The organism is Meridianimarinicoccus sp. MJW13 (assembly GCF_014901205.1).
In the GTDB taxonomy this organism is placed as follows: domain Bacteria; phylum Pseudomonadota; class Alphaproteobacteria; order Rhodobacterales; family Rhodobacteraceae; genus Meridianimarinicoccus.
In genome coordinates, this window is record NZ_JACNMU010000002.1 from 183,757 (window position 1) to 209,296 (window position 25,540).

At 65.4% G+C, this 25,540-nt stretch carries 26 protein-coding genes; 18 read left to right on the forward strand and 8 right to left on the reverse strand.

Translation table 11 applies throughout. The annotated features are described in order from the left end of the window. Positions 1-30: 30 nt before the first annotated feature. The 6 genes from motA to H8B03_RS03880 all read left to right on the forward strand — a co-directional run bounded on the left by motA (position 31) and on the right by H8B03_RS03880 (position 7,627). On the forward strand, positions 31-900 hold the full coding sequence (gene motA / locus H8B03_RS03855; protein ID WP_193140416.1) for a flagellar motor stator protein MotA: 870 nt from the start codon (positions 31-33) through the stop codon (positions 898-900). After that, positions 897-2,972 carry a hypothetical protein gene (locus H8B03_RS03860; protein WP_193140417.1) on the forward strand — a complete coding sequence of 692 codons (2,076 nt, stop codon included), beginning with the start codon at positions 897-899 and terminating at the stop codon, positions 2,970-2,972. Before motA ends, H8B03_RS03860 begins: the two co-directional genes overlap by 4 nt. A gap of 60 nt (positions 2,973-3,032) precedes the next feature. Next, a complete protein-coding gene (locus tag H8B03_RS03865; protein WP_193140418.1) occupies positions 3,033-4,517 on the forward strand; it encodes a SulP family inorganic anion transporter in 1,485 nt (494 codons plus the stop codon). Positions 4,518-4,525: 8 nt separating this feature from the next. Next, positions 4,526-5,374, forward strand: a complete 849-nt coding sequence (locus tag H8B03_RS03870; RefSeq protein ID WP_193140419.1) for a universal stress protein — start codon at positions 4,526-4,528, stop codon at positions 5,372-5,374. 18 nt (positions 5,375-5,392) lie between these two features. Beyond that, positions 5,393-6,523 (forward strand): capsular biosynthesis protein, encoded by a 1,131-nt coding sequence (locus H8B03_RS03875; protein ID WP_193140420.1) that lies wholly within the window; start codon positions 5,393-5,395, stop codon positions 6,521-6,523. An 81-nt stretch (positions 6,524-6,604) separates the two neighbouring features. Next, positions 6,605-7,627: an aspartate-semialdehyde dehydrogenase gene (locus H8B03_RS03880; RefSeq protein ID WP_193140421.1), complete on the forward strand. Its 1,023-nt coding sequence runs from the start codon at positions 6,605-6,607 to the stop codon at positions 7,625-7,627. A gap of 57 nt (positions 7,628-7,684) precedes the next feature. Here H8B03_RS03880 and H8B03_RS03885 read toward each other — a convergent pair whose 3' ends face one another. Together H8B03_RS03885 and H8B03_RS03890 are read right to left on the reverse strand one after the other, a co-directional pair. Then, positions 7,685-8,227, reverse strand: a complete 543-nt coding sequence (locus H8B03_RS03885) for an SRPBCC family protein (protein ID WP_193140422.1) — start codon at positions 8,225-8,227, stop codon at positions 7,685-7,687. 88 nt (positions 8,228-8,315) lie between these two features. Continuing rightward, positions 8,316-8,993, reverse strand: a complete 678-nt coding sequence (locus H8B03_RS03890; protein WP_193140423.1) for a carbonic anhydrase — start codon at positions 8,991-8,993, stop codon at positions 8,316-8,318. A gap of 127 nt (positions 8,994-9,120) precedes the next feature. Between H8B03_RS03890 and H8B03_RS03895 the strand changes: the two genes are divergently transcribed. The 3 genes from H8B03_RS03895 (at position 9,121) to H8B03_RS03905 (ending at position 11,763) form a co-directional block, all read left to right on the forward strand. Further along, positions 9,121-9,495, forward strand: a complete 375-nt coding sequence (locus tag H8B03_RS03895; protein WP_193140424.1) for a hypothetical protein — start codon at positions 9,121-9,123, stop codon at positions 9,493-9,495. Positions 9,496-9,559: 64 nt separating this feature from the next. Beyond that, the gene (locus H8B03_RS03900) at positions 9,560-10,951 is read left to right on the forward strand and encodes a M17 family metallopeptidase (protein WP_193140425.1); all 1,392 of its coding nucleotides are present in this window, start codon (positions 9,560-9,562) and stop codon (positions 10,949-10,951) included. Between the two features lie 35 nt (positions 10,952-10,986). Next, positions 10,987-11,763 (forward strand): C40 family peptidase, encoded by a 777-nt coding sequence (locus H8B03_RS03905; protein ID WP_193140426.1) that lies wholly within the window; start codon positions 10,987-10,989, stop codon positions 11,761-11,763. Positions 11,764-11,778: 15 nt separating this feature from the next. On the opposite strand, the gene H8B03_RS03910 is transcribed toward H8B03_RS03905, so the two are convergent. The 3 genes from H8B03_RS03910 to H8B03_RS03920 form a co-directional block, all read right to left on the reverse strand. Continuing rightward, positions 11,779-12,123, reverse strand: a complete 345-nt coding sequence (locus H8B03_RS03910; RefSeq protein WP_193140427.1) for a DUF2794 domain-containing protein — start codon at positions 12,121-12,123, stop codon at positions 11,779-11,781. A gap of 230 nt (positions 12,124-12,353) precedes the next feature. Continuing rightward, the gene (locus H8B03_RS03915) at positions 12,354-14,009 is read right to left on the reverse strand and encodes a DNA polymerase Y family protein (RefSeq protein ID WP_193140428.1); all 1,656 of its coding nucleotides are present in this window, start codon (positions 14,007-14,009) and stop codon (positions 12,354-12,356) included. A gap of 117 nt (positions 14,010-14,126) precedes the next feature. Then, entirely contained in the window at positions 14,127-14,417 is a 291-nt protein-coding gene (locus H8B03_RS03920; RefSeq protein WP_193140429.1) for a hypothetical protein, read from the reverse strand. Between the two features lie 127 nt (positions 14,418-14,544). On the opposite strand from H8B03_RS03920, the gene H8B03_RS03925 reads away from it, so the two are divergent. The 4 genes from H8B03_RS03925 to H8B03_RS03940 are packed head-to-tail and all read left to right on the forward strand — an operon-like array spanning position 14,545 to position 17,711. Beyond that, positions 14,545-15,657, forward strand: a complete 1,113-nt coding sequence (locus H8B03_RS03925; protein ID WP_193140430.1) for an S-(hydroxymethyl)glutathione dehydrogenase/class III alcohol dehydrogenase — start codon at positions 14,545-14,547, stop codon at positions 15,655-15,657. 28 nt (positions 15,658-15,685) lie between these two features. Then, positions 15,686-16,495, forward strand: a complete 810-nt coding sequence (locus tag H8B03_RS03930) for a potassium channel family protein (RefSeq protein WP_394355443.1) — start codon at positions 15,686-15,688, stop codon at positions 16,493-16,495. Next, positions 16,492-16,989 carry a GNAT family N-acetyltransferase gene (locus tag H8B03_RS03935; RefSeq protein WP_193140431.1) on the forward strand — a complete coding sequence of 166 codons (498 nt, stop codon included), beginning with the start codon at positions 16,492-16,494 and terminating at the stop codon, positions 16,987-16,989. The genes H8B03_RS03930 and H8B03_RS03935 overlap by 4 nt, the downstream gene beginning before the upstream one ends. Then, positions 16,989-17,711: an NYN domain-containing protein gene (locus H8B03_RS03940; protein WP_193140432.1), complete on the forward strand. Its 723-nt coding sequence runs from the start codon at positions 16,989-16,991 to the stop codon at positions 17,709-17,711. The genes H8B03_RS03935 and H8B03_RS03940 overlap by 1 nt, the downstream gene beginning before the upstream one ends. Before the next feature lie 51 nt (positions 17,712-17,762). On the opposite strand, the gene H8B03_RS03945 is transcribed toward H8B03_RS03940, so the two are convergent. Then, on the reverse strand, positions 17,763-18,386 hold the full coding sequence (locus tag H8B03_RS03945; RefSeq protein WP_193140433.1) for a TetR/AcrR family transcriptional regulator: 624 nt from the start codon (positions 18,384-18,386) through the stop codon (positions 17,763-17,765). Positions 18,387-18,487: 101 nt separating this feature from the next. Here H8B03_RS03945 and H8B03_RS03950 point away from each other — a divergent pair, with 101 nt between their 5' ends. The 4 genes from H8B03_RS03950 to H8B03_RS03965 all read left to right on the forward strand — a co-directional run bounded on the left by H8B03_RS03950 (position 18,488) and on the right by H8B03_RS03965 (position 21,376). Then, positions 18,488-19,417 carry an AEC family transporter gene (locus H8B03_RS03950; protein WP_193140434.1) on the forward strand — a complete coding sequence of 310 codons (930 nt, stop codon included), beginning with the start codon at positions 18,488-18,490 and terminating at the stop codon, positions 19,415-19,417. Between the two features lie 63 nt (positions 19,418-19,480). After that, entirely contained in the window at positions 19,481-20,311 is an 831-nt protein-coding gene (gene fghA, locus H8B03_RS03955; protein WP_193140435.1) for an S-formylglutathione hydrolase, read from the forward strand. Continuing rightward, positions 20,308-20,757 (forward strand): YaiI/YqxD family protein, encoded by a 450-nt coding sequence (locus H8B03_RS03960; RefSeq protein ID WP_193140436.1) that lies wholly within the window; start codon positions 20,308-20,310, stop codon positions 20,755-20,757. Before fghA ends, H8B03_RS03960 begins: the two co-directional genes overlap by 4 nt. Before the next feature lie 4 nt (positions 20,758-20,761). Then, on the forward strand, positions 20,762-21,376 hold the full coding sequence (locus H8B03_RS03965) for an HAD family phosphatase (protein WP_193140437.1): 615 nt from the start codon (positions 20,762-20,764) through the stop codon (positions 21,374-21,376). 11 nt (positions 21,377-21,387) lie between these two features. Here the strand turns inward: H8B03_RS03965 and H8B03_RS03970 are convergent, their stop codons facing one another. After that, entirely contained in the window at positions 21,388-22,626 is a 1,239-nt protein-coding gene (locus H8B03_RS03970) for an MFS transporter (RefSeq protein ID WP_193140438.1), read from the reverse strand. 95 nt (positions 22,627-22,721) lie between these two features. Further along, complete coding sequence (locus H8B03_RS03975) at positions 22,722-24,119, reverse strand: trypsin-like peptidase domain-containing protein (RefSeq protein ID WP_193140439.1); 1,398 nt, start codon at positions 24,117-24,119, stop codon at positions 22,722-22,724. A gap of 232 nt (positions 24,120-24,351) precedes the next feature. Here H8B03_RS03975 and zapE point away from each other — a divergent pair, with 232 nt between their 5' ends. After that, the gene (gene zapE / locus H8B03_RS03980; RefSeq protein ID WP_193140440.1) at positions 24,352-25,503 is read left to right on the forward strand and encodes a cell division protein ZapE; all 1,152 of its coding nucleotides are present in this window, start codon (positions 24,352-24,354) and stop codon (positions 25,501-25,503) included. Positions 25,504-25,540 lie beyond the last annotated feature (37 nt).

The following is a 25,540-nucleotide window of genomic DNA, read 5'->3' on the forward strand; positions in this document are numbered from 1 at the left end:
TTGGTACGTCAATAAGATGGAAGTTCAACTGTGCTTGGTCTGGCTGGAATTGCATTAATCTTTGTTACCGTCTTCGGAGGCTACCTTGCCTCTGGGGGCAAGATGGCAATCATTCTCAAGTCCCTTCCATATGAGTTCATCATCATTGGAGGCGCTGCCATCGGTTCCTTTGTCATTGGGAGCGACAAGGGCGGAATTTCACATGCGGCAAAAGACATCTCCAAGGTTTTCAAGGGCCCAACGTGGCGTTCTGCGGACTACAAGGATCTTCTGTGCCTGTTGTACGAATTGATCGATGTGGCACGAAAAGACGTGGTGGCATTGGAGGGTCATCTGGACGATCCGCAAGATTCTGAAATCTTCGCCCGCTATCCAAAGATTCTTGCCGACGCCGACGCGATTGACCTGATTTGTGACACCCTTCGGTCTGGGTTGATGAACTTTGACGATGCAAACCAGGTCGACGAGGTTCTGGAACGGCGGTTGGAAGCGCGCGTGAAGGATGCCCTACACTCGTCGCACGCCTTGCAGTCGATGGCCGATGGTCTCCCGGCACTTGGAATTGTGGCGGCCGTTCTGGGTGTGATCAAGACGATGGGGTCCATTGATCAACCCCCTGAAATTCTTGGAGGATTGATTGGCGGTGCCCTCGTCGGTACTTTCCTTGGCGTTTTCCTGGCCTATGGCCTGGTGGGACCCTTTGCGATCCGGATCCGGGACGTGGTGCTGAACGATTCAAACTACTACAAAGTCATCCGCGAAGTTCTTGTAGCCAATTTGCGCCAGCATTCCGCGAATGTGTGTCTGGAAATTGGTCGGCAGAATATCCCCGGCCATTTGCGTCCAAACTTCCCGGAAGTGGATGAGGCCATTCGTGATCTGAAGCGGGCCGCGAGATGAAGATAGCTAGAGCGCTGCTTTGGGCCTGCTTCGCGCTGTTTCCAACGATTCTGGACGCGCAAGTGACCATCAGGTCGGGAGAGCATGCCGGGTTTACCCGATTGGTATTCTACTTCGACCAGGATGTAGATTGGACGCTTGGGAAGGTGTCCGGTGGCTATGGCCTCGCAACGCAGGGCACGCGGCAGAGCTATGACTTTGCAGGCGTCTTTGACCGGATTCCCCGGACAAGGGTCTCTTCCCTTGCTCAAAACCAGACGCACCTGCAAATCTCGGTCGCCTGCATCTGTCATGCACGGGCATTTGAAGTGTCTCCTAGGGTACTTGTTGTTGACGTGGTTGACGGGCCTGCGGAAAATTCGTCACCGTTTGAGCGGCGCTTGACATCTGTCCTGCCCGATTATCCGCTGCCCCCGGAGCCGATCGAAACGGGATTCCCGCCATCGGTTCAGCCACCAGAGGCCTTGCCGGATTTTGGTGAGTCCGGTCTTCCGCGCGACCAGGGCCAGGCACGAATGTTGGACCCGGAGATATCAACGGCCTTGGCGCGGGCCGTTTTCGATGGCGTTTTGGAGCCTGCTGCACCGCAAAGGGTGGCCCGCCCGTCCCAACTTGGGTCCTCTCCACAAGTTCTTGCGCAAACCGCGACCGATCTGCTGAGGCCGCAACAGCAAGAACCGGCTTCAATCCAATGCCCGGATGCGGCGCATCTGAATTTCATCCAGATCGCGGGCGTCGGGAGCCTCGAGGAAGCTGTCGAGAAACTGCACAGCCGCCCGGATGAAGACGGGTCTCTCGGCACTGTCGATGGGGTGGCGGTGGCCGCGCGATACCTGTTTCTGGGATTCGGGGCCGAAGCCCGTGCGGAGCTGGAGAAGCTGGGTGCAGACACGACCGCGACGAGGCTTCTGAAGGAAATCTCCTTCCAATTGGATGCACCGGGGCGCGTGTCTTCCGAACTGCTGGGCGGGATGACGAACTGTCCCGGGTCGGCGGCCTTGTGGGGCGTCCTTGGCCTTGGAGCGATCAAGACGCCCGCATCGGTGAAGGTAAATACCCAAGCCGTCTTCCATACGGTTTCGGGCTTGCCGCCGCACTTGCGTACACATCTCGCACCCGCCGTGTCCCGCCAATTGAGGATGTTGGGGCACGATGAAACCGCGACCGCTGTCCGGTCGACGGTAGCGCGCACATTGGCGGGGGCCGAAGGTGACATGCTCGTTGAGCAGGCAAGGGCTGCCCCGGAACACCCGGACAGGGCCGCGTTGAAGGATCTGACGCGGTCCAGAGACCTGGTGGGTCTGGAGGCCCAATCCATCCTGCTCGAGAAGGTCGCGCCTGGAAACGACGCATTCCCGGCCGAATGGCAACGGGAAGTGGAAGCACAGATTCTGTCGGCAAAGGGATCGCGCGAGGCCGGCCAACTCCTCGCGAGCTATGTACAGGCCATGTCGGGCGTCGGTGAATTCGAGCCTGCCTTGAAGTTCCTGTCGGATCTGGCGGAGTCGCGCTTCGCACAGGATCTGGGCGTACCCCTGGCCTACGATGACCTCATGGGGGCGTTGGCGGCCGAGGATCAGGAAGCCGAATTCGTCTATCTTTCAGCAGCCTACTTTCCCGACAAGAGGCTGCCCATCAGCCCGGAAAATGGCGGGGCATTCGTTGACAGACTGTCGTCCCTTGGGTTCTCGACCTTGGCCAACCGATACAGATCCCTTCCCGTGCTCAAGGGGTGGACGCGAACCGAGCCCGGCGTGGTTTCCGAACCGGTTCCCCTTGCCGACGATCTGATCGCCCGCCGCTATGGACCGGTTCCGGACACGACCCCGATCCCCCAAACCGATCCGGTCGCGCCTCTGTCCGGGCAGCAACCGGTGCTGCCAGACCAGACAACCAGCCAGCCGGCGCAGACACGATCCACCGCGCTTGCAGCCGGCGGAGAGCCGGCGGAAACCGGGCCCCCGACGCTGGCCGCCCAAAGGGATCTTCTGGCCCAAAGCGCCGGGCTCAGAGAAAGGGCCGAGGCCCTGTTGACAGGCTCCGGCCCCGCCGCCCGGGAATCTTCCCCCTAGTCATTCTGGCCGATCACGACTAGACCGCGCCGCACGTGTGTCAGAAGTGGAGTAGTGATCTTGGACCGTTCAAGCGGCCTCAGGGCAGAATGGCTTGGTAACATTCGCGCAGACTTGCTGGCAGGTCTGGTCGTGGCTCTGGCACTCATTCCCGAAGCCATCGCATTTTCGATCATCGCCGGCGTCGACCCGAAAGTCGGGCTGTATGCGTCGTTCTCGATCGCGGTCATCACCGCCATTGTCGGGGGACGACCGGGCATGATTTCGGCAGCCACGGCGGCCACGGCGGTCCTGATGGTGACGCTGGTGCGCGATCACGGGCTGGAATACCTGCTGGCCGCGACCGTGCTGGCCGGATTGCTGCAGATCGGCGCCGGGATGCTGAAGCTGGGCTCGGTGATGCGCTTCGTCTCGCGATCCGTGATGACAGGCTTTGTCAACGCGCTCGCCATCCTGATCTTCCTGGCGCAGGTCCCCGAACTGACGGGCGTCACCTGGGTCACCTATGTCATGGTCGCGGCCGGTCTGGCGATCATCTATCTGTTCCCGCGCATCACGCGTGCGGTGCCCTCGCCGCTGGTCACGATTGTCGTCCTGACGCTGGCCTCGCTGGCGCTGGGGCTGGATGTGCGCACCGTCGGCGACATGGGCGCATTGCCCGACACCCTGCCGGTGTTCCTGATCCCCGACATCCCGCTGAACTTTGAAACCCTGCAGATCATCTTCCCTGTGTCCGCCGCTATTGCCGTGGTAGGCCTGCTGGAAAGCCTGATGACAGCGTCGCTTGTGGATGATCTGACCGACACGAAAAGCGACAAGAACCGCGAGTGCATCGGACAGGGCGTGGCCAACACCGCCACCGGGTTCATCGGCGGCATGGCAGGCTGCGCCATGATCGGCCAGTCGATGATCAACGTGAAATCCGGCGGTCGGGGCCGCCTGTCGTGCTTTGCCGCCGGTGTGTTCCTGCTGATCCTGATCGTGGGGCTGGGCGACCTGGTGCGCCAGATCCCGATGCCGGCGCTGGTGGCGATCATGATCATGGTGTCCATCGGGACCTTCTCGTGGTCCTCGATCAAGTCGCTGCGCGATCATCCGCGCAGCTCCTCCATCGTGATGCTGGCCACGGTCGTGACCACGGTCTTTACCCACAACCTGGCCATCGGCGTTCTGACTGGCGTGCTGCTGTCGGGGATCTTCTTTGCCGGCAAGATCGCGCAGATTTTCCGGGTCAGATCGGTCTTGTCCGAAGACGGGACCGAGCGCACCTACACGGTCGAGGGGCAGGTGTTCTTCGCCTCGGCGGATGCCTTCACCAACTCGTTCGACTTCGGAGAAGCGCTGGAACGCGTGGTCATCGACGTCACTGGCGCGCACATCTGGGACATCTCGTCGGTTGCGGCGCTGGACATGGTCGTGCTCAAGTTCCGTCGTGAAGGGGCCGATGTGGACCTGCGCGGCATGAATCGGGCCAGCGAGACCATCGTCGATCAGCTGTCGGTGTTCGACAAGCCCGGCGCGATGGACAAGCTGTTGGAGCATTGAGGGACAAGATGGGCGAAATCATCGCGTTGGTGGACGGATCCACCTATTCCGAAAGCGTCTGCGACCATGCCGGATGGGCGGCCTCGCGACTGGGCGTGCCGGTCTCGGTGGCGCATATCCTGGGCCATCGGCAAGGCGTCAAGGCGGACCTCAGCGGCAATATCGGGCTGGGAGCCCGCACCGCGTTGCTGGAGGAGCTGGCCGAACTGGATCAGGCCAAGGCCAAGCTGGCGCAGCGCCGCGGCCGGGCCATTCTGGAAGACGCCAAGGCGCGGATCGAAGCGTTGGGCGTCGAAGACGTGCACACGCGCCTGCGCAACGGCGATCTGGTGGAAACCCTGCACGATCTGGAAGCCAACGCCGCCCTCGTCATGATCGGCAAGCGCGGCGAAGCTGCGGATTTCGCCAAGCTGCACCTCGGCTCGAACCTGGAGCGGGTGGTGCGCGCCTCGGACAAGCCGGTGATGGTATGCTCGCGGGCGTTCCAGCCGATCAACCGGGTGCTGATCGCCTTCGACGGCGATCCGGCCACCATGAGGGCCGTCGATCACATCGCCGAGAATGCGCTGTTTGCCGGGCTGTCCCTGCATCTTCTGACCGTCGCCAATGCCTCGACCGAGATGCGCCGCAAGCATGAGGGCGCGGTGGCGCTGCTGCGCGGCAAGGGCTTCGACGTGACCTCGGAAATCCTGCAGGGTGACACCATCCAGGTGATTTCCGACAAGGTTTCCAACGGCGAGGCCGACCTTCTGGTCATGGGCGCCTACAGCCATTCGCGGATGCGGGCACTGATCATCGGCTCGACCACGACCGAGATGATCCGCTCCTGCCAGATCCCGCTCTTGTTGTTCCGCTAAGCTCAGAAAGGGCGCGCCATGACCTATGTGTATCTCAAGGACGGCGACCCGGAAATCGACTCGATGCTGGCCTCGGTCTGCGAGATCGGTGGCGGCACCCGGCAGTTCAGCGATCTGAGCATCCGCCTGCGCGGCTATCCCGAGACCCGCCAGCGGGCCGAGGAAGCGGTGGCGACCGCCAAGCGTCCGCCGCGCAGCCCCCGGCACCGCAACGCCAAGATCTGGATCTACTCGGTTCAGTACAACCGGTTCCGCCATCATTTCGAAAGCCATGAAGGGTCGGTGGCGGTCGCCTGGAACGGCATCACCGGCACCCGGCGTGCCTTCATGGCTGCCGCCCGCGATGCCGGCCGCCCGACCATCTATCTGGAGCGCGCGCCGCTGCCCGGCCGGGTGACAGTGGACCCGGTGGGCATCAACCAGTTGAACAGCCTGCCGCGCGACGCCGGCTTCTACCGCGACTGGGCGGGCGACGATCCGGACCGGGCCGGACCCGGCTGGCTGGCCCTGCGCGAGAAGCTGCAGGCGCGCGCCTCGGCCCGTGCGGATGTCGGTCAGGGCAGCGGCGACACCGGGCTGGCGGGGCAGAAGTTCATCTTCTGCCCGTTGCAGGTGCCTGACGATACCCAGATCCGCCAGTTCAGCGGCTGGGTCCGCGACCTCGAACATTTCATCGAATTGCTGACCGAGGCCGCCGCCGATCTGCCCGAGGGCTGGCACCTGCGGTTCAAGGAGCATCCCAGTTCCAAGATCCCGCTGGGCGCGGCGCTGGAACGCGCGAAAGCCGCCCAACCCGATCGCGTGGTCATCGACAACCAGACCGACACCTTCTTTCAGGTGGACCGGTCGCAGGCGGTCATCACGCTGAATTCCTCGGTGGGGTTGCAGGCCTTGTATTTCGAAAAGCCGGTGATCGTGCTGGGCGAAGCCTTCTTCCGCATTCCCGGTATCGTGACCCCGGTGGACAATGCTGCGGCCCTGGGCCGGGTGTTCGCCAAGGCCGGATCCCTGGATTACGACGCCGGTCTGCGCAACGCCTTCATGAACTATCTGGGCCAAGTCTATTATCCCGAGGTAGAGACCGGCCCGGATGGCCATCCCAAGTTCAAGCCCGACCTGGTGCTGCCGAAGCTTCCGGTCACAGTCTGACACAGCGTCTCTCAAGCCCCCTTTCCCATGGGACACAAAGCCTGTAACAGACGCGCGTTATGCAAGAAGGAGTAACCCGAAATGGGGTATAACGTCGTCGTCGCGGGCGCCACGGGCAATGTGGGCCGCGAAATGCTCAACATCCTCGCGGAACGTGGGTTCCCGGTGGACAAGATCGCAGCTCTTGCCTCGCGCAAGTCGCTGGGCACGGAAGTGAGCTTTGGCGACAAAACCCTCACGACCGAGGATCTGGACACCTTCGATTTCACCGGCTGGGACATCGCCCTGTTTGCCATCGGCTCGGACGCGACCAAGAAGTATGCGCCCAAGGCCGCGGCGACGGGCTGCGTGGTGATCGACAACAGTTCGCTCTATCGCTACGACCCGAAGGTGCCGCTGGTGGTGCCGGAAGTGAACCCCGAGGCGGTTCTGGGCTACAAGGCCAAGAACATCATCGCCAACCCGAACTGCTCGACCGCACAGATGGTGGTGGCCCTGAAGCCGCTGCACGACCGCGCGCGGATCAAGCGGGTGGTGGTCAGCACCTACCAGTCGGTTTCCGGCTCGGGCAAGGATGCCATCGACGAGTTGTGGGATCAGACCAAGGGCATGTATGTGCCCGGCCAGGAAGTCGCGCCGTCGGTCTATCCCAAGCAGATTGCCTTCAACGTGATCCCGCACATCGACGTGTTCCTGGAGGACGGGACCACCAAGGAAGAATGGAAGATGGTCGCCGAGACCAAGAAGATCATCGATCCGGCGATCAAGGTCACCGCGACCTGTGTCCGGGTTCCGGTCTTCGTGGGCCATTCGGAATCGATCAATATCGAGTTCGAAGATCATCTGGACGAGGCCGAGGCCCGCGATATCCTGCGCGAAGCGCCGGGGATCATGGTGATCGACAAGCGCGAGGCCGGGGGCTACATCACGCCGGTTGAATGCGTCGGCGACTACGCCACCTTCATCAGCCGCATCCGTCAGGACAGCACCATCGACAATGGTCTGAACCTGTGGTGCGTCAGCGACAACCTGCGCAAGGGCGCTGCCCTGAACGCCGTGCAGATCGCCGAAACGCTGGGTGCGCGCGTCCTGAAAAAGGGCTGACACCAGTATTGGTCCTGGCGCGCGGGCGCGCCGGGGCCGTTCCCATGCGGCGCGGCCTCAGTCCGGGCTGCCGGTCTCGACCAGCCGTTTCAGGCGGCTCAGACCCTGATCCAGTTCGTCCGCGACCCAGTCATCCACCACCAGTCCCATCCAGCGCGACACCGGGTTGAACCCGGCATCGGTGGAAAACGACCAGGTGACACGGGTGCCGGTCCCGTCCGGGTCCAGCAGGAACGACGCGGTCGCAAGCTCCCAGTCTCCGAATTCCATCGATCGCGCCACCCATCGGTTGTCGGTGATCGAGGTGATGACCTGCACGCCGTCACCAAGGGTCGGATTGTCCGAGATCCAGCTCATCCGCGCGCCGATCCCGGCCTCCGGCCCTTCAAAGATCACCTGGGCATCGGGATTGCGCGCGATCCAGGGCGACCATTCCGCCGTGGCCGTGTGCGAATCCAGATGCGGGAATACGCGTTCGGGCGGCGCGTCGATGGTGATGGACCGGCTGACCGAGATCTGATGCGGCAAGGCGAAGGCGGCCAGCGCCAGAATGGCCACCAGGGCGGCCAGTCCGGCGAGCGCGCGGATCATCCAAGTCATCACCGGCCTCCTCGGGTCGGGTCGGATCAGCGCCGGCATCCTGCCGGAAGTGTCCGACCGGGCGCGGAACAACCCGCGCCCGATGGGTCTACAAGCTGATGAACTGGTGCGAGTCCGGGTCCAGCATCTGCAAGTCGCCGTTGGCAATATTCACCCACATGCCGTGCAGCGCCAGTTGATCGGCCTCCACGGCCTCGCGCACGAAGGGGAAGGTCATCAGGTTCTCCAGCGAGATCACCACGGCCTGCTTTTCCAGGGCTGTGGATTGCTCGTCCCTGTCGGCGATGTCCTTCACGCGCTCGTATCCGGGGCGCAGGATGTCGAGCCACCGGCCGACAAAGCTGTTTGGGTCGTCCAGTTCCGGCGCGTTGCCGCTGCACATCTCAAGGCATCCCGCCGCGCCGCCGCACAGGGAATGCCCCATGATCAGCAGGTTGGTGATCTTCAGGTTGCGCACCGCGTATTCCAGCGCCGCCGAGGTGCCGTGATGATCGGTGTCGGGCGCATAAGGCGGCACAAGGTTGGCGATGTTGCGATGCATGAAGAATTCGCCCGGCCCGGCGCCGAAGACCGATGTCACGTGCACCCGGCTGTCACAGCAGGAAATCACCATGCAGCGCGGCCGTTGACCTTCCTCTGCCAAACGGCGGTACCAAATCTTGTTTTCTGCGTGGTCGGTGGCTTTCCAGCCTCTGTACCGTTGCAGCAAGTAGCCCGGGAGGGGCCGGAGGGTCAGCGGGTGCGTGAGCGCGGTGTTCTTTTCCATAAGTCTCGAAACTAGTGCGGAGTGAATTCAATTTCGAGGTACTTCGGGCTGGAAAAGCAAGGTTTTTTTGGCAGGAACAGGGGTATGTGGAAATTCACCGGTGGGGGCCGGAATTGGGTGGGGTATCGTGCGGGTACATTTGCGTTTTTTCGAGTCCGAGGATCTGGATCCCGAAACTCTGGTGGCGTGTTTCAGCCAGGCGCGAGGCTGTTCGCGCGATCGTGCGGCGGTGGATCTGGTCGAATCGCTGGCGTCTCGCATGGCGGGCCTTGCGCGGGCGTTGGCCGATACGGACCTGATGGCGCTGGAGGATCATGCCAAACGGCTGCAGGCCACGGCCTCGGCGGCGGGGCTGACCCGGTTGCAGCGCGCGGCGCGGGCGGTGGCCCATTGCGCGGCGGTGAAGGATCATGTGGCGCTGGCGGCCACCGTGGCCCGCTGCCGCCGTCTGGGCGAGGCGACGATCACCCTTCTGTGGACCGCCGGCCAGGAGGTCGAGTGATCCGGCTTGCAGGCGCGTCCGAACGGCGTAGGGTGCTGGGATCGGATCACAGGACAGGCCGCCCATGGAACTCGCATTTGCCCAAGACGCCGACGCGGCGCGCCCCCTTCACCTTGTCGGCAGCGATGATCTGGAACGCTGGCTGGGCGATCAGCCAGAGACCACCCGCACCTGGCTGACCGCTGTGGGCTTCACGGCCGAACTGGGGCAGGTGGTGGCCGTGCCCGGTGCCGATGGCAGTTGTAGCAGCGCGGTCTTTGGCTTGGGGACGGCGCAGGCGCGGGCGCGCGGGCGGTTCTGGCTGGGCCGGGCGCCGGCTGCGCTGCCGGCAGGCGACTGGGCGCTTGTGGGCGATCTGGCCCCCGAAGACGCCGCCGAGGCGGCTCTGGCCTGGTTGCTGGCGGGCTATCGCTTCACGCGTTATTCGGGCACCCCGGCGATCACGCCGCGCCTTGTGGTGCCCAAAGGCGTCGATGGCGACCGCATTCAGGCCATCGCGGCGGGCGAGGCGCTGACCCGCGACCTGATCAACACGCCCGCGTCGGACATGGGGCCGGCGGAACTGGAACAGGCTGCCTTCGATGTGGCAGCCGAATTTGGCGCGGCAATGTCGGTCACCACGGGCGACGATCTGCTGGAGGCCAATTTCCCGATGATCCACGCGGTCGGCCGTGCCTCGCCGCGCGCGCCGCGCCTGATCGACATGCGCTGGGGCAGCGACGGCCCCCGGCTGACGCTGGTCGGCAAGGGGGTCTGTTTCGACACCGGCGGTCTGAACCTGAAGTCCGGCGCCTCGATGGGCCTGATGAAGAAGGACATGGGCGGCGCCGCGGCGGTGCTGGGGCTGGCCCGGATGATCATGGCCCTGGATCTGCCGGTGCAGTTGCGGGTGCTGATCCCGGCGGTGGAAAACGCTGTCAGCGGCGCGTCGTTCCGGCCGCAGGACATCCTGACCTCGCGCAAGGGTCTGACGGTCGAGATCAACAACACCGATGCCGAGGGCCGGCTGGTTCTTGCCGATGCGCTGGCGCTGGCGGACGAGGAAAAACCGGATCTTCTGATCTCGATGGCGACGCTGACGGGCGCGGCGCGGGTGGCTGTCGGCCCCGATATCGCGCCCTTCTTCACCCGCGACGATGCCGCAGCGACAACCCTTGCGTCCGGCGCAGCGCAGGTCCGCGATCCGGTCTGGCGGTTGCCCCTGCATGACCCTTACGAGCCAATGATTGAACCGGGTGTGGCCGATCTGGACAACGCCCCCAAGGGCGGGTTTGCCGGGGCCACCACCGCCGCGCTGTTCCTGCACCGCTTTGTCGAAGACGCGCTGCGCTACGTGCATTTCGACATCTACGGCTGGCAGCCTGTGGCCGCGCCCTCGCGGCCCAAAGGCGGGGTCGGGCAGGGCACACGGGCCGTGCTGGCGGCGCTGCCAAGCCTGCTTGACCTTCCCGCGTGAAGGCGTAGGCAGGCGGTCACAACAAGGATGCCGTCATGACCCAGCCCGCCCGCCCCGCGCTCAAGACCTTTCAGGTGGCGGTGCCCGTCGCCGATCTTCTGGATCGTCCCGGCGGCACCCGCAGCCGTCAGCTTCTGTATGGCGAGGCGGTGCAGCCGCTGGCCGAGGCCGACGGGCATATCCTGGTGCGGCGGGTGGCCGATGGCTATCGCGGCGCCATGCGGCCCGAGGATCTGAGCCAGCCGGTGGAGCCGACCCATCAGGTCATCACCCTGGCCACCCATCTGTATGCCGCACCGGATTTCAAGGCGCCCGATGTGGCCAGCCTGTCCTTTGGCGCGCGGCTGACCCTGACCGGCACCGAGGGCAGCTTCGGACAGACCCACGAGGGGCTGTATGTGCCGATGGTGCATGTGGCCAAGGCGCATCTGCGGTTTTCCGACCCCGCGTCCATTGCCGAGCTGTTTCTGGGCACGCCGTACCTCTGGGGCGGCAATTCGCGCCTGGGGCTGGATTGCTCGGGGCTGGTGCAGGTGGCCTGCCTGGCCTGTGGCCTGTCCTGCCCCGGTGACAGTGGCGAACAGGCGCGGACCGCCGGGCAGGCCGTGGCCGATGCCGAGCCGCTGCAACGCAACGATCTGCTGTTCTGGAAGGGCCATGTGGCGCTGGCGGTCAGCGATGATCGCCTGATTCACGCCAACGCGCATCACATGTCGGTGGTCTATGAATCCGCCGAAGAAGCCGTGCGCCGGATCGCGGGGCAGGGCGATGGCCCGGTGACCTCGCGGCGACGGCTGGTGCCCGCCAACTGAGTCGCGGCGCGCGGCTCAGACCGGGCGGATCAGTTTGCGTTCCAGCACCCGCAGAACCGTTTTCAGGTCGTGCCCGCGCTTCAGGATCTGCCCGTCCATGCCGATCACCGCGTACATCCCCTGCCGGTTGCGCAGTTTAGGATGTTTCTCGATTCTATAAAGCGGGGTTTCGGCGGTGCGCCGGAAGACCGAGAACACCGCGTGGTCGCGCAGGCAGGAAATGCCATAGTCGCGCCATTCTCCGGCGGCGACCATGCGCCCGTAAAGTCCAAGGATCACGCCCAGTTCCGCGCGCTGGAAGGCCACCTGTTCGACCGGGGCGCGTGGGCCCGGAAACGGGGTCGGGGGAATCACGGTCATGCGTCAACTCTGGGGCCGAGGCCGGGTGAAATCAAGCGCGGCCATGCTTAACCTTCCAGCTTTCCATGTCTTTTGCCGCTTTTTGGGGCGAAGTTGGCTTGAATTTCCGGCACTAAATTCTGCGGGTGCGAGCGTTTGACGGTATAGTCAGACCCATGGCGCAGAAGCTGCCATTCTCCGGCACCGCCGGTTCATTGCCCCCATAGCGCGGCGGTGCCGGGGGCCTTGGCTCAGCCAAAGGCCCCCTGGCAGAACCAGCCCCCCGAGCGGGTGCTGCCATGGGCATAGAACAGCCACAGCCGCGCCCCGTCTTCCGTCACCACATCCCAGTAATCGCGCACGCCGCTGCGCCAGGCCGGATCGTCCAGCCACCATTCCGGCGCGATGCGTTCGGGGCCGCGGGTGTGCACCGGGGTCAGGCTGCGGCGGCGCCAGCGGAAGGGGCCGGTCAGGCGCGGCGTGTCGGGGGCGCTCACCGGTTCGGGCCGCCAGATCATCACCGGGCGCGGGGTCGGCGCGCGGGGCCAGTCGCCCGCAGGGTCCGACCATGCGGCGGCCAGCACCGTGGCGGTCTTTTCCGGGATATGGCTGTCGGCGGGATGCAGGCGGGTGATCGCCTCCATGCCGACGCGGGCGCCCAGCCGGCCGATCAGATCGTCCAGTACCGGGCCGGCATCGCGGCGGGTGGTGGCGGCGCGGGCGGCGTCCAGATGGCCCTTGTGCTGGCGGGCATGCACCGCTTCGGTGCGCGGCGCGCTCAGCCGCAGCCGGTCGATCCCCGGCCCGGCGTCGATCCGGTCCAGCTTCAGCGCCAGCAACGGGCGGATGCGGTCGGGATCGGCCGAGGGGCGGGCGAGGCCGACCTCGATCTCCTGCATCTCGCGGTCGCAGCGTTCGGCCTGAAGCCGCACCAGCCGCGCGCCCAGTCCTGCCGTCCGCAGCTTGGCGCACAAGGGCGGCAGCAGCCGGTCGATCCCGGCCAGCAGGTCGTCCTCAAGCCCGATGGGGTCGGGCAGGCTGAGCCGCAGGGCAAAGCGCGGGGCGGGCTTGGCGGGCGAGACCGGCTCGGGCTCCACCCCCATGGCCTGATCCAGCCGCCGCACCAATTGCCGCCCGAACCGCCGCGCCAGCCCGGCGCGCGGCTGGCCCGCCAGATCGCCGATGCGGCGCAAGCCCAGTCGGGCCAGGGCGGCGGTGTCCTCGGCACTCAGGCGCAGGGCGGCCACCGGCAGCGGGTCCAGCGCGGCACGGGTGCGTCCGGGCGGTGCGATGCGTCCGGCGGGGGTGTCCGGAGCGGGCAGGCCGGGCGGCGCCCCGCCGCGTTCCCAATGCCGCCGCTTGGCCGCGCGCGAGCGGGTGGCGCGGGCTTCCTGGTCGATGGCATCGCCCGAGCGGACCGGGTCCGCCGCCTGCCCGGCAAAACGCGCCAGCGCCCAGGCCGCACCCACGGTGTCGGCCAGCCCGGCGCGCACGGTCAGCCCCAGATCGGCGCAATCGGCTTCCACCTGCCGCATCAACGCCGCCTCGCCGCCGAACAGATGGGCGCAGCCGGTCAGGTCGATCAGCAGGGCGGCGGGCGGCTCTTCGGCGACCCAGGGTGAAAACCGCCCGGCCCAGCGGCGCAGCGCCGCCAGCAGCGCGGCATCGGCACGGGCATTCTCGGACCGGGTCAGCAGGTCGGGAAACATCGCCAGCGCATCGCGCAATGGCTGGCCCGCGCGCAGCCCTGCGGCCTCGGCCGCGACCGAGAGGCTGGACAGCACCTGTGCGCCGCCGCGATCGGCAACGACGGCCAGGGGCCGTTCCAGAACGTCACGATCCTGACGCAGCAGCCGTTCGGCCCCCAGGCGTGGGAACCACAAAGAGAGAACACGACGATTCGGCATTATTGTGGCAGCAATAATGTTCCTGTTATGTTCTTACTATGAACAAAGTGCGGCCAGAGTCGAGTCCGCGCTGCTGTTGCAGGCCGACACCGCGGGCAGAGGCTGGCGAAGAGGGGCTTAGCCGCAGAAAATGCGGCTGACGGTGCCCTTGGGAGATTCCGTAAAGGTCAGGCGGCTGGCGTCAAAATCGCGCGGTACGAAGCTGTCGGCGGCCAGAACCCGCACTTGCAGGGGGGTATTCACGCTGTCGACCACTTCGATCGGCTCGCCCTTCAACTCGTCGAACAGGGTGGCATCGCAGACCTGTGACGCCGGGATCGCGCCCTGCGCGCTGTCATAGCTGGGTTCGCAAGCGGCCAGAGCCAGCAGGGACAGACCGGGGAAGAGAATCGAAATGGTGACGCGCATGGCAAGCCTCGTTTTGACCCGCAACCTGCCGTCCCGGAACATCCTGCGCAAGCCATGGGGCAGGAGATCGTTGTAAAGCTGTGTCTTTTGGAACATTCTTCTGCGCAAACACAGCAGGGAGTTTCACATGCGTACACGCGCCGCTGTCGCCGTCGAGGCCGGAAAGCCGCTTGAGGTCATGGACGTGAACCTTGAGGGTCCGAAGGCCGGGGAAGTCCTGGTCGAGATCAAGGCCACCGGCATATGCCACACCGATGAATTCACCCTGTCGGGCGCCGACCCCGAGGGGCTGTTCCCGGCGATTCTGGGCCATGAAGGCGCGGGCGTGGTGCTGGAGGTCGGCCCCGGTGTCACCTCGCTGGTCCCCGGCGATCATGTGATTCCGCTGTACACGCCCGAATGCCGCGAGTGCGACTATTGCCTGAACCCCAAGACCAACCTGTGCCAGTCGATCCGCGCGACGCAGGGCCAGGGACTGATGCCCGATGGCACCTCGCGGTTCTCGATGCTCGATGGCACGCCGATCCTGCACTACATGGGCTGTTCGACCTTCGCCAACCACACGGTGCTGCCCGAGATCGCGCTGGCCAAGGTGCGCAAGGACGCGCCCTTCGACAAGATCTGCTACATCGGCTGCGGCGTGACCACCGGCATCGGCGCGGTGATCAACACCGCCAAGGTCGAGATCGGCAGCCGCGCCATCGTCTTCGGGCTGGGCGGCATCGGGCTGAACGTCCTTCAGGGGCTGCGGCTGGCCGGCGCCGACCAGATCGTCGGTGTTGACCTGAACGACGACAAAATCCCCATGGCCAGGCAGTTCGGCATGACCGATTTCGTCAATCCCGGCAAGGTCGAGGGCGATCTGGTCGCCCATCTGGTCGAGCTGACCGGCGGCGGCGCCGATTACACCTTCGATGCCACCGGCAATGTCGGCGTGATGCGCACGGCGCTGGAATCGGCACACAAGGGCTGGGGCGAAAGCGTCATCATCGGTGTGGCGCCTGCCGGGGCCGAGATTTCCACCCGTCCGTTCCAACTGGTCACCGGGCGGGTCTGGCGCGGCACCGCCTTCGGCGGGGCGCGGGGCCGCACCGATGTGCCCAGGATCGTCGACTGGTACATGCAGGGCAAGATCGAGATCGACCCGATGATCACCCACACCATGGGGTTGGAGGACATCAACAAGGGGTTTGACCTGATGCACGCGGGCGAGTCGATCCGTTCGGTCGTGGTCTACTGATCCCGGCACGGGCCGCCGGAGCGGCACGGTGACCGGTGACAGCACGACACCCGGCAGGCCATCCGGCGCGGCGCGGCTGAAGGATTGGCTGCGCGCGCTCTATACCGGATCGACGGCCCGGGCGCACAGGTTCCGCTATGGGCTGCTGATCTTCGATCTGGTGACCATCGCCTTCGTGATCGCCACCTCGTTCAGCCATCATGGGCCGGTGGTGGAATCCATCGACGCCGTGTTCGGGGTGGTGATCCTGGCCGACTTCCTGGCGCGGCTGTTCATCAACACCCGGCGGCTGCGGTTCATGCTGCGGCCGATGACCTGGGTGGACATCGTCTCGATCGTGTCGTTCCTGGCGCCGCTTGCGGGCGAGGGGCTGGGCTTCCTGCGGGTGTTGCGCACCTTGCGGCTGCTGCGCACCTATCAGTTGCTGGGGCGTCTGCGGATGGATTTTCCGCTGTTTCGCAAACATGAAGAGGTCATCGTCGCGGCAATCAACCTTGTGGTGTTCATGTTCGTCATGACCGGGCTGGTCTATGCCACGCAGTTCCAGACCAACCCGCAGATCGGCAACTACGCCGATGCGCTGTATTTCACCGTCACCGCGCTGACCACCACCGGGTTCGGCGACATCACCCTGCAGGGAACGGTCGGGCGGCTGATCTCGGTGGTGGTGATGATCTTCGGGGTGACGCTGTTCCTGCGGCTGGCGCAGGTGCTGTTCCGGCCCAGCAAGGTGCGCGAGCCCTGCAAGACCTGCGGGCTGGTGCTGCACGATTCCGACGCGGTGCATTGCAAGCATTGCGGTGCGGTGATCCATATCGAGACAGAGGGGCAGGAATGAGCCTGAAAATGCGCCCGGCGACCCCCGCCGATGCCGAAGCCCTGTGGACGATCCTGAAGCCGGCCTTTCGGGCAGGCGACACCTATACGGTGGCGGCGGATATCCCGCGCGCCAAGGCGCTTGCCTTCTGGACCGCGCCGGAAAAGAGCGTATACGTGGCCGAACTGCCGTCCGGCGTGGTGGGCACCTTCTATGTGAAGGCCAACCAGGGCGGCGGCGGCGCGCATGTGTGCAACGCGGGATTCGTGGTGCATCCGCAGGCGCGCGGACAGGGGGTGGCCGGGGCGATGCTGGCGCACTCGCAAACCGTTGCGCGGGAGATGGGCTTTCGCGCCATGCAATTCAATTTCGTGGTCACGACCAATGCCGGGGCCATCGCGATCTGGGCGCGGGACGGGTTTGAAACCGTCGGCCGCTTGCCCGGCGCTTTCCGTCACCCGGTCCACGGCTATGTGGACGCGCTGGTGATGTACAAACAATTGGTGGAAACCTGATGCCTGAGACTGGAACCAAACTGCTGGCCGTGCTGATCGATGCCGACAACGTGCCGGCCAGCTATGCCGAGGCGATCTTCGAAGAGATCGCCAGCTTCGGCGAATCCTCGATCCGGCGGATCTATGGAGATTTTTCGCGCGACGGGCTGAAAGGCTGGCAAAAGAAGCTGGCGCATCTGGCGATCGTGCCGATCCAGTCCCCGGCCAACACGCGGGGCAAGAACAGCTCGGATATCGCGCTGGTGATCGATGCCATGGACATCCTGCACACCGGCCGGTTCGACGGCTTTGTGCTGGTGTCCTCGGACAGCGACTTCACCCGACTGGCCAGCCGCATCCGCGAACAGGGGATCGACGTCTACGGCATGGGCGAGCAGAAGACCCCCGAAGCCTTCCGCCGCGCCTGCAAACGCTTCATCTACGTGGAAAACCTGACCTCGGGCGAGGCCGAACCGGCAGCGCCGGGGATCGCGACGCCGGCGCCCAGGAAGCTCAAGCCGATGGATGCGCGGGCGCTGATCTATCGCGCCATGGAGGCCATCGACCAGGATGACGACTGGTATTCGCTGGGCCAGGTCGGCCAGCACATCACCGCCGCCAATCCGGATTTCGACCCGCGCAACTATGGCAAGAAGAAGCTGAGCGATCTTCTGGCCGATCTGAAGATGTTCGAGATGCGCCGGGGCGCGGGCAACCAGTTCGAGGTGCGCTGCCTGGATTGAGCCGCGGGACGCCTCCGGCGGGAGTATTTTTGCCAAGAAGAAGGGCTGCGGTCAGAGGCGCGGGGCGTAGCGGGCCAGGAAGGTGTCCACCGCGCCGTCGACGATCCGCGTGACCTCCTGGGGCTGGATGTTGTCGGTCAGGTTGAACACCCGGCGGTAGAACAGATCGGCGCGGCAGAGTTCGACGAATTGATCGGCAGCGAGGCGGCAATCGTCGATCCGAAGCGCGCCGCGAGCGGTGGCCGCCTGCAAGTAGTCGGTCAGATGCTGGCGCGCGACCTCGGGACCGCTTTGATAGAAGGTGCGGCCCAGTTCCGGGAATCGCTCGGCCTCGGCCACGCAGATGCGGAACACCTTGAGACCGAAGTCCGACAGGGTGAAATCGGTGATCCGGCGCGCCATGTCGGTCAGAGTCTCGCGGGGATCACTGCCATGCGTGGCCAGGGACATGGCGGCTTCGGCCTGGCGCAGGCATTCCATCCGCGCCACTTCCAGAAACAGCAGCCGCTTGTCGCGAAAATAGCTGTAGAGCGTGGCTTTCGATACGCCTGCGGCGCGGGCGATGCTGTCAACGCTGGCGCCCTCGAATCCCTCCCGCAGGAAGACCTCGCGGGCACCGGCCACGACCTGATCGAATTTCCGGCCCCGTTTGATCGGGGCGTCATGCTTGTTCAAGATCTGTGCACTCCCACGCTGGGGATCAGTCTAAACCGAACGGTTCAAACGCCGCAACCAGAGTGCTGGTCAGCGTTGAAGCCGCATGCTACCGAATTTCCATGTTGGCTGTTTTTCTTCAGACACTTCCGTTCTTTGCCCTGATCGGGTTGGGCTATGCGGCGGCACGCGGTGGCATGTTCGGGCCGGAGGCGACCTCGGCGCTGACCAGGTTCGTTTTCTATTTTGCCCTGTCGGCGATGCTGTTCCGGTTTTCGGCGGACCTGGATCTTTGGGCGGTGCTGGATTGGGACATCGTGACCGGCTATCTGCTGGCCTGCCTGGCGGTGTACCTGCTGGCCACCATTGTGGCGTTGATGCGGCGGCGCGGGATGCAGGAGGCGGCGGTCGAGGCGCAGGTCGCGGTCATCGGCAACACCGGGTTCCTGGGAATTCCGATGCTGGTGATGCTTCTGGGCGAGGCCGCCATTGGCCCGCTGCTTCTGATCCTGTCGGTCGATCTGATCGTGTTTTCCTCGTTGATCGTCATCCTGATCACCCTTGCCCGCGACGGACGAATGCGGCCGTCGGCGCTGCGCTCGGTGGGGCTGGGGCTGGTGCGCAACCCCATGATCGTGTCGATCTGTGCCGGTCTGGCGTGGTCGGCCTCGGGCTGGACGCTGCCGGCCCCTGCCATGTCCTTCGTGGTGATCCTTGGGGCGGCGGCGACGCCGGGGGCGCTGTTTGCCATCGGGGCCTCGCTGGCGGACAAGTCGGCGGAACGGGTCGAGGTCGCGATCTGGCTGTCGTTCTGCAAACTGGCGCTGCATCCGGCGGCGGTGGCTTTCACCCTGCTGGTGCTGATCCCGGTGGAGCCTTTCGCCGCCACCGTTGTGATTGCCGCTGCGGCGCTGCCGGTGGCAGGCAATGTCTACATGCTGGCGCAGCACTATGGGGTGGCGCCGCAGCGGGTGTCGGCTTCGATCCTGATCTCGACGCTGGTCAGCGTGGTGACCGTGCCCATGGTGATCGCCTGGCTGACCGGCGGCTGAGGCTTGCCCGACGCGCCCCGGCGCGGTAGCCGTTGAGGCACACAAGCACAAGGATCACCGCCGATGAAAACCGTATCCGAAAACCGCGCCTTTGACGGCGTTCAAGGGGTCTATGCCCATCCTTCGGTGACCTGCGGCTGCGAGATGACCTTCGCGCTGTACCTGCCGCCGGAAGCCGCGCACAGCAAGGTGCCGCTGTTGTGGTACCTGTCGGGGCTGACCTGCACCCATGAAAACGCCATGACCAAGGCCGGCATGCAGAAATACGCGGCCGAACTGGGCATGGCGGTGTGTTTTCCCGACACCTCGCCGCGGGGCTCCGATGTGGCCGATGACACGGGCTTCGACATGGGGCAGGGGGCCGGGTTCTATGTCGATGCCACCCAGGCACCCTGGGATCCGCATTTCCGCATGTGGTCCTATGTGACCGGCGAATTGCCCCGGCTGATCGAAGATCATTTCCCCGTCGAGATGGATCGCCAGGCCATCACCGGTCATTCCATGGGCGGGCATGGGGCGCTGACAGTGGCGATGCGGCACCCGGGGCGCTTTGCTTCGGTGTCGGCCTTTGCGCCGATTGCCAATCCCATGGTTTCGGACTGGGGCCGCAAGCAGTTCACCGCCTATCTCGGCGAGGACGAGGCCAGTTGGAAGGCGTATGATTCCAGCCTGCTGATGCGCGAACATGGGTTCGACGGGCCGGTGCTGATCGACCAGGGCACCGACGACCAGTTTCTGGACCTGCTGCACCCCGAGACGCTGGCCGAGGCCATGGCCGCGCGGCGGCAGGACGGGGTGTTCCGTTTCCAGAAGGGCTATGATCACAGCTATTTCTTCATGTCGAGCTTCATGGAGGCGCATATGGCCTTCCATGCGGATGCGCTGGATCTGTGACTCTTTTCATCGACGCCGATGCCTGCCCGGTGAAGGCCGAGGCCGAACGGGTGGCCACGCGCCACCGGGTCGAGATGGTACTGGTCTGCAACGGCGGGCTGCGCCCCTCGGCCAATCCACTGGTGCGCCATGTCTTCGTCGACGACGGCCCGGACAAGGCCGACATGTGGATTGCCGAGAATTGCGGCGCCGGCGACGTGGTGGTGACCTCGGATCTGCCTTTGGCGGACAAATGCCTGAAGGCCGGGGCGCAGGTCCTGCAACACGATGGCGCGGCGCTGAGCCTGGCCAATATCGGCGCACGGCTGGCGACGCGGGACCTGATGGCGGACCTGCGCGCCTCGGACCCGTTCCTGCAGGGCAGCGGGCGCGGGTTTTCGAAAGCCGATCGGTCGCGGTTCCTTCAGGCGCTGGACGGGGCCTTGGCGGCGGCCAAGAAAGGGTGAAATCATGAGTATCGACGCGGTGATCTTCGACATCGGCAATGTGCTGATCGAATGGCAGCCCGAGACCTATTACGACCGGGTCGTGGGCGAGGAGCGGCGCAAGGCCATGTTCGCCGCCGTCGATCTGCACGGCATGAACGACGAGGTCGATCGCGGCGGCGATTTCCGCGCCACCATCTATGATACCGCCGAACAGTATCCCGCATTCCGGGACGAAATCCGCATGTGGCACGACAACTGGCTGGATCTGGCGCAGCCGCGCATCGAAGGCTCCATCGCCTTGCTGCGCGACTTGCGGGCGGCGGGGGTGCCGGTGTTTGCGCTGACCAATTTCGGGATCGGGTCGTTTGAACTGGCGCGCACGCGGTATGAGTTTCTGGATGAATTCGACCGGCGCTATATCTCGGGACACATGGGGATCATCAAGCCCGACGCCGGGATCTATGCGCAGGTCGAGGCCGATTGCGGCATCGCCCCCGAGCGGTTGCTGTTCACCGACGACCGGATCGACAACATCCGCGCCGCGCAGGCGCGCGGCTGGCAGACGCATCTGTTTGACGGTGTCGCGGGCTGGCACGCGGCCTTGCGGGCACATGGATTGCCGGTGTCCGGCGGCTGACGGCTTTTGGGTCAGGCGGCGCGGGGGACCGCCTGCCAGGGCCGCTCGCGGATCGGCAGGTGGATGATGGCGCTGAACGCGCCGACCCCGACGCCGACCCACCAGACGACCTCGTAGCCGCCGGTCAGGTCATAGAGTTTGCCGCCCAGCCAGACCCCCATGAACGATCCCAACTGGTGTGAGAAGAAGATCACGCCGTACAGCGTGCCCATGTAGCGCAGGCCGTAGATATGGGCGACCAGCCCCGAGGTCAGCGGCACCGTGGCCAGCCACAGCGCCCCCATCAGCCCTGAAAAGATCAGCACCGACGCCGGGGTGATTGGGGTCAGGATGAACCAGGCCGCGATCACCGTGCGCCCGGCATAAATCCAGGCCAGCAGGTATTTCTTGGAATAGCGCTTGCCGGCCCAGCCCGCCGCCAGCGTGCCCGCGATATTGGCCAGCCCGATCATCGAGATCGACACCGCCCCCAGTGCCGAGGTGGTCGTAATTCCCATGCCCGCCAGCAACCCGCCGGGGTCGATCGGCCCGCACAATTCGGTCACGAATGCCGGGAAATGGGCGGTGATGAAGGACAGCTGATAGCCGCAGGAGAAAAAGCCGAGAAAGATCAGCGTATAGGTCGGATCGCGAAATGCCCGGTTCAGGATCGTGCCCATCGATTCTTCCAGCTCCGTCCGGCTGACGGTGGGCGCTTTCATCATCGGCAGCACCGCCAGCGAAGCCAGCACCACCACTGCGAAGACCAGGAACACCTCTTGCCATGACAGAAAGCTCAGCAGCCATTGCGCCACCGGCGGCCCGAAGACCTGCCCGGCCGAGCCTGCCGCGGTGGCGATGGCCAGCGACATCGAGCGGTTTTCATCCGAACTGGCCCGGCCGACCACAGCGAGGATGACCCCAAACCCGGTGCCGGCGATGCCGAAGCCCACCAGGATCTCCAGCATCTGATGCGCCTCGGGTGTCACCGCGAAGGACGACAGCACCAGCCCGGCGGCATAGACCAGCGCGCCCAGGATGATCGCCTTGCGGTCGGTCATCTTTTCGGCCAGCGCGCCGAAGATCGGTTGGCCAAAGCCCCAGGCCAGGTTCTGGATCGCGATGGCCAGCGAAAACTCGGCACGCGGCCAGTTGAATTCGGTCGCGATCGGGATCTGGAACACGCCAAAGGCCGAGCGGATCGAGAAGCTGATCATCAGGATCAGGCAGCCGGCGACAAGGACGGGGGTGATCAGGCGAGGCTGGGACATCGGCGGCTCCTTCCCGCCGACATTTGCCGCGCGCGCGGGCGCTGGTCAAATCAAAGCTTGTGATGGGGTCGATCAGCGGCGGGCCCGGTGCCTGCTCAGCCGCGCAGGCGCAGTACCAGATCGCGGTCGTCGCGGCGCAGGCGCAGATCCCAGCCGCTGGCCCGCTGCGACAACAGCCGCGCCAGCTGTTCGGGATCGGTCACCGGGGTGCCGTTGACGCCGGTGATGATGTCGCCGGGGCGCAGGCCGCTGCGTTGGGCCGGGCCGCGTGCCGCGACCACCACGGCGCCGCGCGCCTCAAGCCCAAGGTTGAGGTCCTCCAGCAGCCGGGGGGTCAGTTCGGCCACCGTCAGACCGTTGAACGGGGTGCGCGCGGTGATGGTCTGGGGTGGGGAGGTCGGCGTGTCGGGCGCGATCTCCAGCACCACGTCGACTTGCAGGTCCTGACCCTTGCGATGCAGCTGTGCGGTCACCGCGCGCCCCGGCCCCCGGGTGGCCAGCCGATAGTCCAGTTCCACCGGCGCATCGGTGGGCAGCCCGTCCAGCGCCATCAGGATATCGCCGGGCCGCAGGCCGGCGCGGGCAAAGGCGCTTTGGTCGTGCAACCGGGTGACCAGCAGCCCGCGCGGCACCGGCTGGTCCAGGGCTTCGGCCAGGGCTGCGTCCACCGGCTGTAACTCCATCCCCGCCCAGGGCCGCGCGAAACGGGTCGCCCCGTCCTGCGCCTGGGTCACGTATTGCCGCACAAGGTTGGCGGGGATGGCGAATCCGATGCCGTTCGAGCCGCCCGAGCGGGTCAGGATCGCCGTGTTGATGCCGATCAGCCGCCCGGCCATGTCCACCAGCGCGCCGCCCGAGTTGCCGGGGTTGATCGGCGCATCGGTCTGCAGGAAATAACTGTCGCGCAGCCCCGGCACGCCGCCCGACCGTGCCAACCCCGAGACGATGCCGCTGGACACGGTCTGGCCGACGCCGAAGGGGTTGCCGATGGCCAGCACCAGATCGCCGACCTCGGCCGCGTCGGAATCGCCGAAGGTCAGGGCGGGCAGATCGGCGGCCTCCTGCAGCCGGATGATGGCCACATCCGATTCGGGGTCCGACAGCAGGATCTCGCCGTCGAACTCGCGCCGATCCGACAGCACGACGCGGATCTCGGAGGCGTCGCCGACGACGTGATGATTCGACACCACCAGCCCGTCGGGCGAGACGATGACGCCCGATCCCAGCGAGTTCTGCACCCGCGGCACGCTGCGGCTGTAGGGTGTGAAGAACTGCGAGAAGAATGGATCGTCGGCAAAGGGGCTGACCCGCTGCGCCACCACGCGCTTGGCATAGATGTTGACCACCGCCGGGGCCGCCGCCTTGACCACCGGCGCGAATGACAACTGCATCTGCGCCTGCGAGCCCGGAACTTCCGTGTCGGCATGGGTGGGCGGGGCCAGCGGGACGGCCAGAACAAGGCTCAGGGCAAGGGCGGTCAGCAAGGGGCGCATGGGCAACGGCTCTCGTCTTGGGTGCCCTTCAGATAGGAAAAACCGCCCCCGAGGTGCAAGGGGCAACCGGGAAGCAAGGGCGCACCCGCGCCGCGCCGCAGGCGCGGCGCCCGGCCCAACCCCTGGCAGGCCGTCCGGCCGAAGGGGGCGGGAGGGCTCCCTTTCCGGTTCCGCCGGACCTGCGCGCATCGGGACGGTTTTCTTTGATCGCAACAGCCGCTAGGCCAGTGCCATGACCGAGCTGCGCTACATCTATTCGACCCGTGCCGACGAGGGCACCATCCGTCCCGATCCGGCCCAGGAGGCCGTGCTGCCCGAGTTCGAGCGCATCCGTACCGCCTTGCAGGCCCCGCCGCCCAAACGCGGGCTTTTCGGGCTGGGCGGTGCCAAGCCCGAAAAGATCAAGGGGCTGTACCTGTGGGGCGGGGTGGGGCGTGGCAAATCCTTCCTGATGGACCTGTTCGTTACCCATGTGCCCGTGCCCAAGCGCCGGGTACATTTTCACGCCTTCATGCAGGAAATGCACGCCGGCATGGCCGAAGCCCGCAAGCGCGGGGTCGAGGATGCGCTGGCACCGGTGGCCGACAAGGTCGCCGCCGAGGTGCGCCTGCTGGCCTTCGACGAGATGCAGATCACCGACATCACCGACGCGATGCTGGTGGGCCGCCTGTTCGAACGGCTCTTTGCCGCTGGCGTGGTGATCGTGACCACCTCGAACCGGCATCCGGACGAGCTTTACAAGAACGGGCTGAACCGGCAGTTGTTCCTGCCGTTCATCGAGGAAATCAAGAAGCATCTGGTGATCTGGGAACTGGCCAGTCCCACCGACTATCGCCAGGACCGGCTGTCGGGCGAACAAGTCTATTTCCATCCCGCCAACGACTCCGCCCGCGCAGCCATCGACAGGATCTGGCAGGACATGACCGGCGCGCCCATCGAACGCATCCGGGCCGCCCGAACCGAGGCCGCCGCCGCCGGGCTGGCGCGCGGCACCCATGCGGCCGAGTCCGCCGGGCTGGTGCTGACCGTCAAGGGGCGGCAGGTGCTGCTGCCGCGCTTCCGCAACGGGGTGGCGCGGGCCAGCTTCTGGGATCTTTGCGGCGCCATGCTTGGCCCGGCGGATTACCTTGCGGTGGCCGATGCGGTGCGGGTTCTGATCCTGGAAGACGTGCCACGGCTTGATTCCTCGAAGTTCAACGAGGCCAAGCGTTTCGTCACCCTGATCGACGCGCTCTACGAGGCCGGCGTCAAGCTGGTCATGAGCGCCGCGGAAGAGCCAGAGCGTCTGTATCTGGACGGCGCCGGGTCGTTCGAATTCGAACGCACGGCCAGCCGATTGCGCGAAATGCAGTCCGCGGACTGGGGTCAATCGACAACACACTGAATATAAACGCTTGTCAGAAACTCTTTGTTCAGCAAAG